A 14482-nucleotide genomic window follows, 5' to 3' on the forward strand; every position below is an offset into this window, starting at 1 on the left:
CCAAATCGCCAAAATGTTTAAACAATCATATTTTAGCATAAAAAGGGTTGGACCACTACTCATTTCTTACCTGTGTTTGCGTATACTCGCTTTCTTGATGTTCAAACGAAATGGAGTAACCGATGAACAGACCATACAAAATATACAAGCAGATGGTTGTAATAACCGTATTCCGTTCAAGCTCAGAGACAGAACGCAATCCCGGAATCAGCGGATTCAGCACATAAAACACAATAATCCATAATGCCACACCGTATCCGATGCCCGCCCACATGCTTTTTATTTTACGCAACAGCACATAATAAAGTAGAGCCACTAATATAGATAATAAACCGATGAGGAAAACGGCAAGATAATTTCCCGTCTTTCCATATTTCCAATCACCAAAATTCCATGGAAGCAGAAGCATATTAGGACTTAATTCCGTAAAATGAAAAAAGCTAGCCAAATATCCCAGCAGACTCCAAAATATACCGCCGACAAATCCAGTAATCATCGCTTTCATTAACAGCGACATCGGTTGTTCACGCTGATTTTGTTCAAGTGATTGCCTATTGTCCTTCATGAATGCTTGACACCTCCTTTTTGTTAGTATGGCCCTTCATCGGCAAATTCATGACTATATATCACAAGTGTTGATTGTCCATTATTTTCGTACTGAATCATCTGGCCACACATAAGCGGTCAGCATGTCCAGTCGACAAGCAAGTGGCTCGTACAACCAAGAACCGGGCAATATTAGTTGGATCATCAACATAACTGACTATATAAATGTAACTTGGCCTCTTAGCACTTGCAGCGATAGGAAGTTGGGGACATTTTTCGACGGTTGGGCACTCCGCCGCGCTTTGGCATAACGAAGATCCGTCACCGCCTTGCATTCAGTCGTTGAAAAAATGGGACTCTGCTTTGGAATGGGCTATCGGTTCAACCTTTTAGCTGTATCTATTATAGATGCAACTTAAGACTTTAACATGTATCTGAACAATGTGGTTGAGGGACGAACAGCGCCGCTTCATCGATCCATAGATGATTCGGCTGTTCGAATTCTTGCCACATGCTCACGTGACAAAAAGCTCCCCCCAAAACTTCTCCGACCGTCGGTGTTCCATAGAGACCATTCGCAACAAGTTGCATTTATATCCATATAAATTAAAAAAACTCGTTTGGCATGTCTATCCATTTTTATTTTTGGAAATGATAATCATAGCATCGACCTAGAGGTTTCTCGCTATTTCTTGTAGAATAGAATATAAATAACGAAATAGGTTGGTGTCGACACGATGGAGAAAATGATCAAACCGATATATGGCGGGCAAGCCGTGGTAGAGGGCGTGATGTTTGCAGGAAGAAAGCATTCTGTAACCGCGATTCGCCGAAAAGATCAGACAATCGAATATTTTCATATGCTTCGCCAAACAAATCCAACATTATCATTTTTAAAAAGGATTCCTTTGATTCGCGGAATTGTCGCTATCTTAGAAGCGAGCGCAAACGGCGCCAAGCATTTTCAGTTTGCTAGTGAACGCTACGATTTAGACCCAAAAGATGACGACACGCTGAATGAGCAAAAAAAAGAAGAGTCGAAGCTGTCTTTGATTCTCAGCGTAGCAGTCATTGGCGTCTTATCATTTCTGTTCGGGAAATTTTTATTCACCATTATTCCGGTGTTTTTAGCGAATTTTACAAAACCTCTTTTTCCGACGAAAACAGCGCAGGTGTTGGTGGAAGGAGCGTTTAAGCTACTGCTGTTGCTTGCTTATATTTACGCTGTTTCTCTGACGCCGTTAATTAAGCGTGTATTCCAATACCACGGAGCGGAGCATAAGGTGATCAACGCCTTTGAAAGTAACGTTCCGCTTACGATCGAAAATGTTCAGCGGCAATCGCGCCTGCATTATCGGTGCGGCAGCAGCTTTATTCTATTTACTGTTATTGTCGGTGTCTTTGTCTACTTGGCTGTTCCGACAGATCCGCTTTGGTTGAGAATTGTTAACCGTATTGCCTTAATTCCGGTCGTGCTGGGGATCTCTTTCGAAGTCCTGCAGTTTACTAACCGGTTAAGAAGCATTCCCGTACTGCGCTGGCTCGGCTATCCGGGCTTATGGCTGCAGCTGCTGACAACAAAAGAACCGAGCGACGAGCAAGTGGAAGTGGCGATTGCTTCATTTCAGGAGCTCCTTCGACTAGAAGAAGGACAGGAGGCAACCAAAGCCGTTCGGTAATTATCAGGGAGGTGGATGCGGAATGTTCCGTCGCACATTTCATCCATTGATTGGGATTGTTCTATTATTAGGAGCCTTCGGCCTGGCATTTACACTATTTTCCGAGCCGGTGATACTGCTCCGCCGCATCATCTTTATCGGTCTTACGATCGCCATTATATATGCGCTTTTTCGTTGGATTTCCCAGCGGCGTTTCAATAAAGAAAATGCCGCCTATTTAAGAGCGGTCAACCAATCGAAAAAGCTTCATGTGAACCGGGACCGAAGACCTTCAGCAAAAGCATTGTCCTATTCGAAGAAAGGAACGCACCACCGCTTACCGAAAAAACGAACATCATCCCACTTAACAGTCATCGAAGGGAAAAAAGGAAAAAAGAAGAATCGAGCTTTGTTTTAGCTCGATTCTTCTTCAGACTGTTGAAAAACGATTTTGTCAACGACAAAATCGTTTTTTTATGATATATATGAAGGAAATACCGATGAGGAGAGCTCCCCTATGTATTTCTACCGATCGAATTTAGAAATTCAAGAAAACCGTCGAGCGTATGAGTCCATGGTCGATTCGAATCATGTGTTGGTTCAAATCGATCGTTTCATGGATTGGAATCATGTGTATCGCTTACTCCAACCGTTTTACTCGATGAACACAGGCCGTCCTTCCATCGACCCTTTAATCTTGGTAAAAATCCTCATGATCCAATACCTAGAAGGGTTTCGTTCCGTTCGATTTACCTGTAAACAAATCCAACAACACATGACCTATCGTTGGTTTTTAGGTCTTTCCCTTCACGATTCCGTTCCTTGTCACTCGAGTGTGTCCAAATTCCTCCGTCATCGAGTCGATCCCCAAGTATGGGAATCGATGTTTGAGCGTGTCCTTCGACAAATTCATGAAGAAGGATTTTTATCGCCCGACACGTGGGCAGCCGATGAAACCGAGTTAAAAGCCCACGCTAATAAACGCAAACGGATCCAAGTCGTTCAGACCGTGGTGGATCAAGAAGAGGAGGAGGTGTTGAAACTCGTGAATGAAAAACGACGACAGCACGGAAAAAAACCCCTTCCTCCTCAAGCCGCAAAAGAAAGGACGAAAACCATCATCTGCAGTACAACGGATCCGGACGCGGGCCTATCGGTCAAACATGACCCACGAGGTCTCTTTGCCTTTCATGATCATCGAATCGTGGATACCCTTCACAACTTGATTTTGGACGCGTATGTGACCGCTGCGACAGTACCAGGACATCGCGTATTAATGGATCGAATCGAGCGAGTCCAACAGCGAGTCGGTATGGTTCCAAAAGAAATCGTCTTGGATGCCGGCTATTATAACGCACGACTTGGGCGAGTACTCGAAAACAAAGGGATGGAAGCGTATATATCGTATCGACGTGTTCATCGAAAAGAACACCCCGATTGTCGTTCGGCACAGTTTCGGTGGGTCGCGGACGATGTGTATGCGTGTCCGTGTGGGGTGAAATTGACCTATTCGACCTCCACCCGTACCGGTTATCATGAATATCGACCCGCTATGAAAGGAAGCTGTGCGGGATGTCCTGCCGCCAAAGGCCCCAAGGATCGCGTCTTCCGAGTATCCGTTCATCAAGACATCTATGATCGAATGAGGAATCGTCGGTTATCGGCAAGGGGCAAGGTGTTGCGATCAGTTCGTCCCGCCACGATCGAGCGAAGTTTCGCAGAAAGCAAAGAACTCCACGGTCTTCGCTTTGCGCGGTACCGAGGAGTTCGATACGTACAGATTCAGGTTTGGATCACCGCCATGATCCAAAACCTAAAAAAATGGGCCAAATTACGATCGCTTCAACTCTATGGCCTATCTTTAACGTACCAAATGTAAAGCCAAAAGAAAAGAAAAAGTTCACATGTTCCGTGAACTTTTTCTTGACGCCTGACTTTTTCAACACTTTGAAGAAGAATCGAGCTTTGTTTTAGCTCGATTCTTCTTTTTTAGTATGTCCACTTTTTTAAAAAAAGCTCTGTTTTGCGTCTGCCATAGCCGATTAAATGGTCTCTTTCCTCATCGGTCATTGAAAATTCTGTAGATAATACGTTACGAACAGGAATAAAAATAATGTTTTTTTCATGCCGCCGCGAGATGTACCGAGCATCATGCGCCTCCTTCATGGCACTGAATAGCGCTTCATACAGCTCAATCGCATTGCGAACTTGCTTTTTTGGCCGCTTATCAAGCCGAGCGCTAAGCTGAACGCCAAGAACAGGCCGCTTTTTCACCTTTTTTTCTTCATCAAAAATAAACAAAGGAAAATTGCTAAGTACTCCCCCATCGACAACCACAAATTTCCCGGCATCCGTCTGGAGCTTAACAGGCTCAAAAAAATAAGGAATGCTCACACTCATGCGCACCGCTTTTGCTACTGAAAACGTATCAGGATCAATTCCATATTGCGGCAAATCAGTCGGCAGCACCAAAATACGTCCGCTTGTTACATCGGATGCCACAATATACAAACGGTCTTTTGGCAAATCGCCGAACGTTCGAATTCCCTTGGCTGCCAGTACCTCCTCCATCCATTCCTCCAGCACCTGTCCCTTATATAATCCCATTTTCCAATATAAAAACACCCACTTCATTAATGAAAATGGAAGAACTTCCTTGCGCTTATCCAGCAGCTGCTTTAAATCCAAATGATCAATCAACTCAATCATTTGCTGGCTTGTATAGCCTGCTGCAATGAGCGCTGCAATCATTGAACCTGCGCTCGTGCCGGCGATTCGCTTTAATTGGAGCCCTTTTGCCTCGATCGCTTCATAGGCGCCCACTAGCGCGAATCCCTTTACTCCTCCCCCCGAAAGCACGATGTCAATCTCCATGCTGCCAGCCCCTCTCTGCGACGATTCGTATCTTATATATGTATAAGAGCGGAGGAAGAGATTTAGTATCAAAAATAAAAAAGAGTAAGAAAATCCTTACTCTGTCTGTTGTTCATTTTGTTTTTGAATATTGCGGAGCGCTTGAAGACGCACTGGATCTTCTTGGAAGTATTGAACGAGATCCCCAATACGATCAATAGCGTTCCAGCTCAAATGATGTTCAATTCCCTCTACATCCTGATAAATGTTCCCTTCATCTACGCCAATGATGCGCATAAATTGTTCAAGCAGTTCATGACGATATACAAGTCGTTTGCCGATTTTTCTCCCTTTAGCGGTTAAAACAAGGCCACGGTATTTTTCATATACTAAATATTCATCTTTATCAAGTTTTTGCACCATTTTTGTAACAGAGGAGGGATGAACGGACAATGCCTCGGCAATATCCGATACTCTCGCGTATCCTTTTTCTTCAATTAAATTATAAATTTGCTCGATATAGTCCTCCATGCTTGGTGTCGGCATCATAATTCCCTCCCATACTTACCCGTACTCATCCAAAAATCACAATCAGTATTATTATACCATGCTATAGTGAAATGACAAGGAAAAGAGCGAATCACGTAAAATATTGAATTTCTGCCTCAGGGAAAAATTGTTCAATATAATACTCAAGTGTTTCTTTCAGCTGCTTGGCCTCTGAATCTGGATATACATATTTGCCAATGCCGTAGCGCCCCCATTTGTATTTTCGCTTGCTTTCATCCAAATCCAGCTTTGTTTTTGGATAACGCTTTTGAATCACTGCCTTTGCCGGTTTCGTAAAGCGATGCTGGATTAATTCAAACGAAAGATGAGGTGTCTCGACTCCTGCAAGCTGTTCAGACAAACGTTGGAACAATTCTAAATAGCCTTCCCTCCACCCATCATGCCGATAAATCGGAGCAACAATAAAACCGAGCGGATAACCGGCGCGAGCCACTTTTCGCGCCGCTTCCATCCTTGCTTCAAATGATGATGTTCCCGGCTCGAAATGACGAATGACATAGCGCGAATTCACACTAAAACGAAAGGTGGTTTTCCCATTATGCTTCGCATCAAGCAGATGATCGACGTGCTCATATTTCGTGACAAAGCGAAGCCGTCCGTATTCCGTCGCTCCAATAAATTCGATCGCTTTTTTTAATGAATGAGTTAAGTGATCAATGCCGACAATATCGGACGTACAAGCGGCCTCAAAACGGGTAATTTCCGGTGCGCGCTCATCGATGTACTTTTTCGCTTGGGAAAAAATTTCATCGAGATTGACGTATACACGGATATAAGGCTTGCTTCCGAGCGTCGTTTGCAAATAACAATAATGGCAATGCCCCATACACCCTGTCGCAAGCGGAATGGCGTATTCTGCCGACGGCTTGGACGTATCAAACTTTAATGTGCGCCTAATGCCGACAACGAGCGTTGATTTCGCGTTTCGGTACCGCTGCAACTCCGTTTCCCCAGGAATGCCGCGCACTTGGTTATGCGACGTTGTCTCGCGTATTTCAATATCCATACTTTTGAATTTTTCATATAACTCTTTGCCTAAAGAATATTGCAACGCCTCTGGTTCAAAATAAACGAGCCGCGGAATAAATGGTTCCATAGCTGAGGTACGCCTCCTTGTTTTGTTCATACTTATGGTTAGTATGAACCAACAAAACAGCGATGTTGCTTGGGATTTTTTTGTTTAATCAAGCTTCCAGCGAAACCAGCGGCCATGCCATCGGTTTCAGCGACAGCACGCGCATATTTCCTGCCGTCAATAACAAAACGAAAAGGTGCGTGCCGTCGGAATCTTCCTTCTTTACACGCACCATTTTTATTATCGCTTACGAATGTGAAAATTGTCTTCTAATAGCGCCCAGTTTTCTGGAAAAGGATAACCAAGAACCCAATAGCTGATTCCTCTTAGCTGATACTCTTTCACTAGTTCAAACTTCGCTTGAGCGCTGCGAGCATTCTCAAACCAAACTTCACGTGTTCTTCCTTGACTGTCGACATAGCGATAAAACGGTGACTGGGCTGTATAATCATACTGAATCACCGCACCATAACGAATCGCGCGTTCCACTGCTTCTTGCGGACTGAATGTCTCCGCTTCTTGTCCTTGTACATGAGGAAGAACCCAATCCCGCGCATAAATTTGAAACCCCATAAAAATTTTATTCCGCGGAATGACACTAACGGCATAATCAAGCACCCTTCTAATTTGATGAACTGGGGAAATAGCCTGCGGCGGCCCAAACCTGTATCCCCATTCATACGTCATTAACACGACAAAGTCGACAATTCTTCCATGCGCTGGGTAATCATGTGCCTCATATAAGATTCCTTGTTGTTCTCCACTTACTTTAGGAGCAAGGGAAGTAGAAACAAAGTAGCCCTCACGATGAAGTCTCTCGACAGCGTTTTGCAAAAATTGGTTATACCGTTCACGATCAGATGGATAGACATTTTCAAAATCGATATTCACTCCACGGTAGCCTTTTTCGTGCATCGTACGAACTATATGATCAAGCAGCCGGTTTTGTAATTGCGGATTGGAAAGGATCGTCTGCGCCAATCGTGAGCCTGGGTCTGTATACGTAAAATTCGTGATCGCCATCATTGGAACAACGTTTTCCGACCTTGCCGCTTCAATAATGGCAGCATCATTAGGCGGATTAAGCCCGCCATCGGCTCTCATCGTATAAGCAAATGGAGAGGCGTATGTTAAATAACGCCCTACCTCTCGGACTTGTTGCGCTCCTTTTTCTCCTCCATCAATCGTAAAAGCGTTCACTTCAATAGTTGGTTTAGGATGAGGAATCATCAATGCCATGCCAGCGACAATCCTATTCGGATCAGCAATCTGATTAGCTCGCGCGATGTCTTGCACAGTCGTTCCATAACGAGCAGCGATCTGTGATAGCGTCTCTCCTCGCTGTACGGTGTGAGTTCTTGGCGGAATCAGAAGGACTGTGCCCGAATAAAGAACAGACGGGTTGCTGATGTGATTAGCTTGAATAATAGACTCAAGCGAAACGCCGTATTGTCTAGCAATAGCCCATAATGTTTCTCCTGTACGAACCGTATGATAGCGGTATAAAGATGGAACGACGAGCTCCTGTCCGATCGCAAGACGGTTAGCATCTTTCAGCTTATTAGCTGTAATAATCGCCTCGATCGATACTCCGTAACGCTGAGAAATCGTCCAGAGCGCTTCCCCCCTCTGTACAACATGGATCAGCATCGTTCTCCCCCTTATTTATTCATTATGCCTCATACTACTATATTTGCTCTTTCATCGTTTTATGAATAAAAAACTGGCTCCACGATTGATTGGAGCCAGTTTTTTATTGCTTACAGACCACATTTCAGTTGTGCGCCGCAACTTGTGCATGTGTTGCAGCCGCCGATTTCTTCAACCGTTCCTTCACGGCATACCGGACAAATGTTGCCGACTTCCGAACCGATCGTCACATCGGTCGTGCGCAAATCTTGGATCGTATCAATTAATACAACCGCCCGTTTTGTTTCTTTTTCTTCTTCTGGAATTAATTCAAGCTGTTCTTCAAATGTGTTTTCTTCTGCTTTCAACGTCAATACTTGCGCATCTCGACTGCCGTCAACATAGACGGTGCCGCCCTTCGCGCCGCCGCGCCATAAACGCTCGTACACTTTTTGTACCTGTTCAACTGTATAGCCTCGCGGCGCATTGACCGTTTTCGAAAGGCTGGAGTCAACCCAGCGCTGGATGATGCATTGCACATCCGCGTGCGCCTCTGGCGATAAATCCATTGCCGTTACAAACCAGTGAGGCAGGTTGTTTGGATCTGCCTCTGGATGGCTGTCCAAATATTCTTGCACAATATCGGCCTTCACTTCAATAAACTTGCCGAGACGGCCGCTTCGGTAATAAGAGAAGGAAAAGTAAGGCTCTAATCCTGTTGAAACGCCGACCATGGTTCCGGTACTCACTTGTGTTACTTCTATCTATACAACATTGGACAGAAGGCAGGTAAGATTGCTACCTGCTCCATATGTCGCCATATGGGTCAGACTATATCTTCAACCAAAATTCTTTTGAATGTCTCTTGCGATGACAAGGGTGTTCACATAGAGTTATTAAATTTGACAAGTCATTGGCTCTTTTCCAGTCGCCGTTGAAGGCTCTGAAAGGTATAATGTGATGAACTGAGAGTTCTTGTCCGTATTCTGCTTCTGTTATTCCGCAATCTTGACAAGTAAAATTATCTCGTTCTCTAGCCTTTCTACGCTGAATTCTCCAATTGGGCCCGTAATATTCTATATCTCCACCTGCCCAAATGCCGCTATTTTCTCCGGAAAACATTCCACTCTTTCCATAATAATCCCCATACATTTTATAGAACAAAAATTTAAGTTCCTAACAACAGAAGGCTTTTTTTCAAATTTGGTTCCGCAGTTATTACATACGACAATAACTCTTTTTGAATATTGAACCTTTCCTCTCTGTCCATTTGCCTTGACTAAGCAATGTTTAGAACAATATTTTGCTCTTAACGCCCTATTTTTCGGAACACTAACCTTTTGTCCACAAAATTTGCAATTTAGCTCTACCCTTCTTTTTAAGTGTTGATTAATTTTATCGTTATTTGCTATAGATACTTCCTTCTACAATGTCTATCACAAAAGTTGTTCTCTCTAATTTCAGAAGGTTTGCGGATGATTCCTTTCCCGCAGAATGAGCAATTAACGAGTCTTTTCTTACTCATTTTTTTCCAAAACGATGGGGGGTTTTTTTAAAATATTCAGCTTTACAAGACCGAGAACAGAACTTTTTTCTCTCAACTTGGCTTGGTTTTACATAAATTTGTCCATCGCAATTTAGATATTTCTTTTTCACAGGAACACCTCTTTTTTAATATTCCCATAAGATTATTATACAACGAACTTGTGTTCCCGTTAAGAATTTTGGTTGCTCGGCGTATAGTCGTTGAGGGGTCAGCCACGACTTCCCTGCGGATTGTCTGGTAGGATTCATCCAACACTCTTGCATTTTTACCTCTTTGTGTGCTGGCAAGGCACAGGTAGCAAGAGATACGCCAGAGTTCCCCGCATACAGCCGAGTTTTCACTGTATTTTTACAAATACAGGGGGCAACTATTTACCCGTCGGAGCCACCGTTAGCAAATGCGAATTGCGAATGCCATATTTTAAAATGTCTTCGCGAATATCATCCGGCATTTTTTTCATATAGCCGGTATTAATCAACGCTTCGCGCAGCTTCATCGTTTCTTCTTCCGTCTCGCCAACCAAGAACGGGAAGCTGCCTTTTTCTTTCGCCAGTTCAATCGAAGCGCGATATGCCGTCGTCGCGATCATTTTGAATACTTCATCAACAAGTTGGTTACCTTCTTCGGAGCCGTATTCCTTTTCGCAGTAAATGAGCAAATCGGCCAATCCCATTACGCCAAGGCCGACGCGGCGTTCACCAAGTGCTTGCTTTTTATTTTCTTCAAGGAAGTATGGTGTTGCATCAATGACATTATCTTGCATTCTTACGCCAATTTCTACCGTTTGTTTCAGTTTGTCATAGTTAACCGTTTTTGTTTCTTTATCGACCATATTCGCCAAGTTGATAGCTGCCAAGTTGCAGACAGAATATGGTGCAAGTGGCTGCTCACCACATGGATTCGTCGCTACGACTTTTTGGCCGTACGCTCTTGCATTTGTCATGTCATTGGCATTGTCGATAAAGAAAATACCTGGTTCCGCAGAGTATGTGGCGCAAATGTTAATCAGCTTCCACAACTCGCGGGCACGGATTTTGCGATAGACACGGATGCGATACCCCATTTTTTCCCATTCACGTACATCGCCAACTTCATGCCACTTTTCGTTGTAAATGCGCATTTCTTCTTCTGAATATGTCTCGACATCCGGGAAGCGCAGTTCATATTCTTGATCGTTCTCAACCGCTTGCATAAACTCTTTTGTTAAGCAAATAGAAATGTTTGCGCCTGTTAGAAAATCTGGATTATGCACGGTGTAAGTGCCGCCCGTCCGCAGCTTTTCTTCCGCTTCTTTAATAATCTTTTCGGAAAATCCGCCATATCCCGGCATATTTTTGTAGTTGACAATTCCTTGGTACATCGCACGCTCTTGCTCGGTAAGCGGAGTGAATTTCAGTTTTTCTTTTGCCGCTTTTTGAATGCCCTCATCTTCTGTATTTTCTAGTAAATAACGCAGAATGCGCGGATTTTGCATCTTCGAAATGATAAACTCAATCACATCCGGATGCCAGTCTGCCAACATAATCATTTGTGCGCCTCGCTCTTTGTTACTCGCTCGATCGGAGCGGGCTAGGCCATTTCTGCCTAGCTCTCTAGCTTTCACTAGAGGTCGGACTCTATCATCAAAGAGAACGTATCTCCTTGTCTCGCGCTCTAAACGAGCGTTGCCGCCCGCTTAGTCTACTCCCTCCTTAACGCTAAGTGTCTTAGGAGGTTTCGATCGTCTCTGAACCTTCATCTCCGTTTCCAGAGAAGCTTGGCTGCTGATAGCCCATTGTTTCATCCAACTTGTTTTTCAACCGTCACGCTTGCCGTTGCCAGCTACGTTGTGGTCAAGTTGGCTTTAGGGCGTCCCAGCAATTCACGAGATTTTACTCCCGCCGGTGGCGCTTGGTTAACGGGAGCCTCCTTGCTCAACAAGGTGGGTAAGCTTGGCAATATCATCAAGCCATGAGACCGATCCGGATGATTTTCCGTTTACGCCGCGGGCCAGCGCATTTCTTGGACGAAGTGTTGAACCATTTGTACCGACACCGCCACCGCGGCTCATAATTTCCATTACCTGCTTGCGATGCTCGGAAATCCCCTCGCGCGAATCTTTAACAAACGGCATGACATAGCAGTTAAAGTAGGTTACTTCTGTTCCCGACCCAGCACCGTATAATACGCGTCCTGCCGGAATAAAATTGAGGCTGGACAATTCTTGATAAAACTTGTTAAACCATTCCTTCCGCTTTTCTTCTGTTGCTTCCACAGCTGCAAGCCCTGTTGCATTTCGCTTGGCAATTTGCTCATAAAAAATTTCAAGCGGCTTGTCAATCGTATCTAACGAGCGAACGACAATTCCCGTTTCTGCTTCCTCACCATCTAGCACGCCGCGATAGTCTTCTTCAACCAGCACCTTCGCTTTTTTCGTTTCCCAATCCATATCGACAATAAAGCCAAGTCCACGCGCTGGAAACTTCGGATCCTCTTTGACCGTCAATACAACAAAATCGCCCACGCTCATCGTTAGCTTTTCCGTGTCCTTAAATGAGTAGCGGTCCAGCATCACTAAACGGGACACGCCTTTATGCGTAATGTTCATATCTTCTGTAATTGGGTGCACTTGCGGAAAAAGGCGAATATCCTCATTCAGCTTTTCAATATTAATGCCCATTTTTTTCGAAGACGCAACCGTCATTCTCCAATCTCTCCTCTTCTTTCTAATTCTACATGATCTTTCTGCCTGCAAATTCTGTCTAGATTAAATTACCATACCGCCAGCAAAAAAACAATATATAGTATTATTTTTTTAACAACACCTACTATATATTGTATGATTGGTCAACTCTCTTTCATTTTGTCAAATAAAAAAAACAATAGAAACTAGAGAAAAAAGAAGAAAATCGTTAAAATTCAAGCCATTTTGCTGATAAACGAAACATTTTGCCAGTTGCCTTTATAAAAAAACGGAAAAACGCGGTGGTCGCCCGCGTTTATCGCTTAAAATTCCATTCGTCGCTCTCATATTTTTTTCTAGCGAGTTCGTTGACATACTCAATTTCCGCTTCTGATAGCGTGTATGGCTCCAAAATGATATCAAGGCCGTTTTCAAATCCTTGATAAAACGCTTCCTTTGCTTCCGAAATCGTCACTTTTCGATCGGTGAGCTCATTAATAGCTACCGCTTTATTTTTAAAATTTTTCTGCAGGCGAGCTTTGACTCGCTCGTTCGGATACTTGAATAAGCTAAATAGCAAATCTTCATCTAAATCAAGCAAAATCGAGCCATGCTGCAAAATAACTCCTTTTTGTCTTGTTTGTGCACTTCCAGCCACTTTTCTTCCTTCCACCACAAGCTCGTACCAGGATGGAGCATCAAAGCAGACAGCGGAGCGCGGATTTTTTAAACTAGCCTTTTCTTCCTCCGTTTTTGGGACAGCAAAGTAAGCGTCAAGCCCTAGCAAACGGAATCCTTCTAAAATTCCTTGCGAAATGACGCGATATGCCTCTGTCACCGTTTCCGGCATAGCTGGATGCGCTTCAGACACAATGACGCTATAGGTGAGCTCTTTGTCGTGAAGCACTCCTCGTCCACCTGTCGGCCTTCTGATAAAGCCTAGGCCGTTTTTTCGTACTGCATCCATATCGATTTCTTTTTCAACTTTTTGGAAATAACCAACCGACAGCGTCGGCGGATTCCAGCCATAAAAACGAACGGTCGGCGGAATTTTGCCTTCGCTGTGCCACTCAAGCAGCGCTTCGTCTAAAGCCATATTAAACGCTGGAGAACAATCTCCAGAATCGATAAATCGCCATCTTTCTTTTCCCATTTTCAACCCTTCTTTTTTCCTTATTTGCGCTTATAAGTTTAACAAACAAAAGAAGCAAAGAAAAGTGAAAATACTTTGCGTCATAGGCTCGACATCTATATAATAGAAGTTGTCGAAAGTTGAGGAAAAGGGGGCTTTCTGCTCGTGCAGTGGATATGGATTTTGCTTGGCGCCATCATCGTCTATTCAGTAACCATGTACTTTATGCAGCGCAGAATGGTAAAAGCGCTAACAGAAGAAGAGTTTCGTGCAGGCTACCGCAAAGCGCAGCTGATCGATGTACGTGAAGCAGATGAATATGCGTCTGGGCACATTTTAGGGGCGCGCAATATCCCGCTAACGCAAATGCGAATGCGAATGAAGGAATTGCGAAAGGATCAGCCTATTTATTTATATTGCCAAAGCGGGCTGCGTAGTGGAAGAGCAGCACAAATGCTTTACCGCAAAGGCTACCGCGATCTTTACCACTTAAAAGGTGGCTTTAAAACATGGACGGGAAAAGTGAAGAAAAAAGCTTGATCGGGTGACAGACTGTTTTTTGTCACCCTTTTTACTTTCGCATGCAAACAACAGCTCCCGTTGCGCCCTTCTTCCCCCCTTTTGAATTAGGCCATCCATACTCTTTCCATTTTAACAGCGCCATTTAGTGGCACTGACCGTTCACGATACAAATTTCATTGCCTGTGTCACAATATCCCCCTCAAATAAGCAGGCGACTGGGCGATGAAACAACAGCGCCTTCAGGTCACGCTTTAGTGTGACTTAACCAATCCACTGATTGTCTTTGACC

General features: G+C 44.0%; 11 protein-coding genes and 3 pseudogenes. 4 read left to right on the forward strand and 10 right to left on the reverse strand.

What is annotated here, in order from left to right:
- Positions 1-55: 55 nt before the first annotated feature.
- Positions 56-565 carry a YqhR family membrane protein gene (locus tag GRQ40_RS12795; RefSeq protein ID WP_159720130.1) on the reverse strand — a complete coding sequence of 170 codons (510 nt, stop codon included), beginning with the start codon at positions 563-565 and terminating at the stop codon, positions 56-58.
- A 727-nt stretch (positions 566-1292) separates the two neighbouring features.
- Here GRQ40_RS12795 and GRQ40_RS12800 point away from each other — a divergent pair.
- The 3 genes from GRQ40_RS12800 to GRQ40_RS12810 all read left to right on the forward strand — a co-directional run bounded on the left by GRQ40_RS12800 (position 1293) and on the right by GRQ40_RS12810 (position 4083).
- On the forward strand, positions 1293-2225 hold the full coding sequence (locus GRQ40_RS12800) for a DUF1385 domain-containing protein (protein WP_159720881.1): 933 nt from the start codon (positions 1293-1295) through the stop codon (positions 2223-2225).
- 22 nt (positions 2226-2247) lie between these two features.
- The gene (locus GRQ40_RS12805; RefSeq protein ID WP_066145783.1) at positions 2248-2622 is read left to right on the forward strand and encodes an SA1362 family protein; all 375 of its coding nucleotides are present in this window, start codon (positions 2248-2250) and stop codon (positions 2620-2622) included.
- A 99-nt stretch (positions 2623-2721) separates the two neighbouring features.
- Positions 2722-4083: an IS1182 family transposase gene (locus tag GRQ40_RS12810; protein ID WP_159719233.1), complete on the forward strand. Its 1362-nt coding sequence runs from the start codon at positions 2722-2724 to the stop codon at positions 4081-4083.
- A 110-nt stretch (positions 4084-4193) separates the two neighbouring features.
- On the opposite strand, the gene GRQ40_RS12815 is transcribed toward GRQ40_RS12810, so the two are convergent.
- The 9 genes and pseudogenes from GRQ40_RS12815 to GRQ40_RS12855 all read right to left on the reverse strand — a co-directional run bounded on the left by GRQ40_RS12815 (position 4194) and on the right by GRQ40_RS12855 (position 13692).
- Positions 4194-5078: a patatin-like phospholipase family protein gene (locus GRQ40_RS12815; RefSeq protein WP_066145786.1), complete on the reverse strand. Its 885-nt coding sequence runs from the start codon at positions 5076-5078 to the stop codon at positions 4194-4196.
- Positions 5079-5174: 96 nt separating this feature from the next.
- Positions 5175-5603 carry a transcriptional regulator MntR gene (gene mntR / locus GRQ40_RS12820; protein WP_159720131.1) on the reverse strand — a complete coding sequence of 143 codons (429 nt, stop codon included), beginning with the start codon at positions 5601-5603 and terminating at the stop codon, positions 5175-5177.
- Positions 5604-5697: 94 nt separating this feature from the next.
- Positions 5698-6723, reverse strand: a complete 1026-nt coding sequence (splB, locus tag GRQ40_RS12825) for a spore photoproduct lyase (protein WP_159720132.1) — start codon at positions 6721-6723, stop codon at positions 5698-5700.
- A 219-nt stretch (positions 6724-6942) separates the two neighbouring features.
- Positions 6943-8352 carry a glycoside hydrolase family 18 protein gene (locus GRQ40_RS12830; RefSeq protein ID WP_066145795.1) on the reverse strand — a complete coding sequence of 470 codons (1410 nt, stop codon included), beginning with the start codon at positions 8350-8352 and terminating at the stop codon, positions 6943-6945.
- Between the two features lie 110 nt (positions 8353-8462).
- A pseudogene (locus GRQ40_RS12835) lies at positions 8463-9077 on the reverse strand (hypothetical protein); the annotation flags it as partial.
- 85 nt (positions 9078-9162) lie between these two features.
- Positions 9163-9483 (reverse strand): HNH endonuclease, encoded by a 321-nt coding sequence (locus GRQ40_RS12840; protein WP_159720883.1) that lies wholly within the window; start codon positions 9481-9483, stop codon positions 9163-9165.
- Between the two features lie 767 nt (positions 9484-10250).
- Positions 10251-11417: pseudogene (locus GRQ40_RS12845) on the reverse strand (ribonucleotide-diphosphate reductase subunit alpha); the annotation flags it as partial.
- Positions 11418-11774: 357 nt separating this feature from the next.
- Positions 11775-12560, reverse strand: a pseudogene (locus GRQ40_RS12850) (ribonucleotide reductase N-terminal alpha domain-containing protein); the annotation flags it as partial.
- 295 nt (positions 12561-12855) lie between these two features.
- On the reverse strand, positions 12856-13692 hold the full coding sequence (locus GRQ40_RS12855) for a lipoate--protein ligase family protein (RefSeq protein ID WP_080862318.1): 837 nt from the start codon (positions 13690-13692) through the stop codon (positions 12856-12858).
- A gap of 195 nt (positions 13693-13887) precedes the next feature.
- Here GRQ40_RS12855 and GRQ40_RS12860 point away from each other — a divergent pair, with 195 nt between their 5' ends.
- A complete protein-coding gene (locus tag GRQ40_RS12860; RefSeq protein ID WP_275900426.1) occupies positions 13888-14211 on the forward strand; it encodes a rhodanese-like domain-containing protein in 324 nt (107 codons plus the stop codon).
- Positions 14212-14482: the final 271 nt, after the last annotated feature.

It is taken from the genome of Anoxybacillus sp. PDR2 (genome assembly GCF_009834045.1).
GTDB lineage: Bacteria > Bacillota > Bacilli > Bacillales > Anoxybacillaceae > Anoxybacteroides > Anoxybacteroides rupiense.

What these genes read in the sequence shown, in the direction of transcription:
- GRQ40_RS12805 (WP_066145783.1), top strand. Translation starts at nt 2,248, where the DNA reads ATGTTCCGTCGCACATTTCATCCATTGATTGGGATTGTTCTATTATTA.
- GRQ40_RS12855 (WP_080862318.1), bottom strand. Translation starts at nt 13,692, where the DNA reads ATGGGAAAAGAAAGATGGCGATTTATCGATTCTGGAGATTGTTCTCCA.
- GRQ40_RS12860 (WP_275900426.1), top strand. Translation starts at nt 13,888, where the DNA reads ATGTACTTTATGCAGCGCAGAATGGTAAAAGCGCTAACAGAAGAAGAG.
- GRQ40_RS12795 (WP_159720130.1), bottom strand. Translation starts at nt 565, where the DNA reads ATGAAGGACAATAGGCAATCACTTGAACAAAATCAGCGTGAACAACCG.
- GRQ40_RS12830 (WP_066145795.1), bottom strand. Translation starts at nt 8,352, where the DNA reads ATGCTGATCCATGTTGTACAGAGGGGGGAAGCGCTCTGGACGATTTCT.
- mntR (WP_159720131.1), bottom strand. Translation starts at nt 5,603, where the DNA reads ATGCCGACACCAAGCATGGAGGACTATATCGAGCAAATTTATAATTTA.
- splB (WP_159720132.1), bottom strand. Translation starts at nt 6,723, where the DNA reads ATGGAACCATTTATTCCGCGGCTCGTTTATTTTGAACCAGAGGCGTTG.
- GRQ40_RS12840 (WP_159720883.1), bottom strand. Translation starts at nt 9,483, where the DNA reads ATGTATGGGGATTATTATGGAAAGAGTGGAATGTTTTCCGGAGAAAAT.
- GRQ40_RS12800 (WP_159720881.1), top strand. Translation starts at nt 1,293, where the DNA reads ATGATCAAACCGATATATGGCGGGCAAGCCGTGGTAGAGGGCGTGATG.
- GRQ40_RS12810 (WP_159719233.1), top strand. Translation starts at nt 2,722, where the DNA reads ATGTATTTCTACCGATCGAATTTAGAAATTCAAGAAAACCGTCGAGCG.
- GRQ40_RS12815 (WP_066145786.1), bottom strand. Translation starts at nt 5,078, where the DNA reads ATGGAGATTGACATCGTGCTTTCGGGGGGAGGAGTAAAGGGATTCGCG.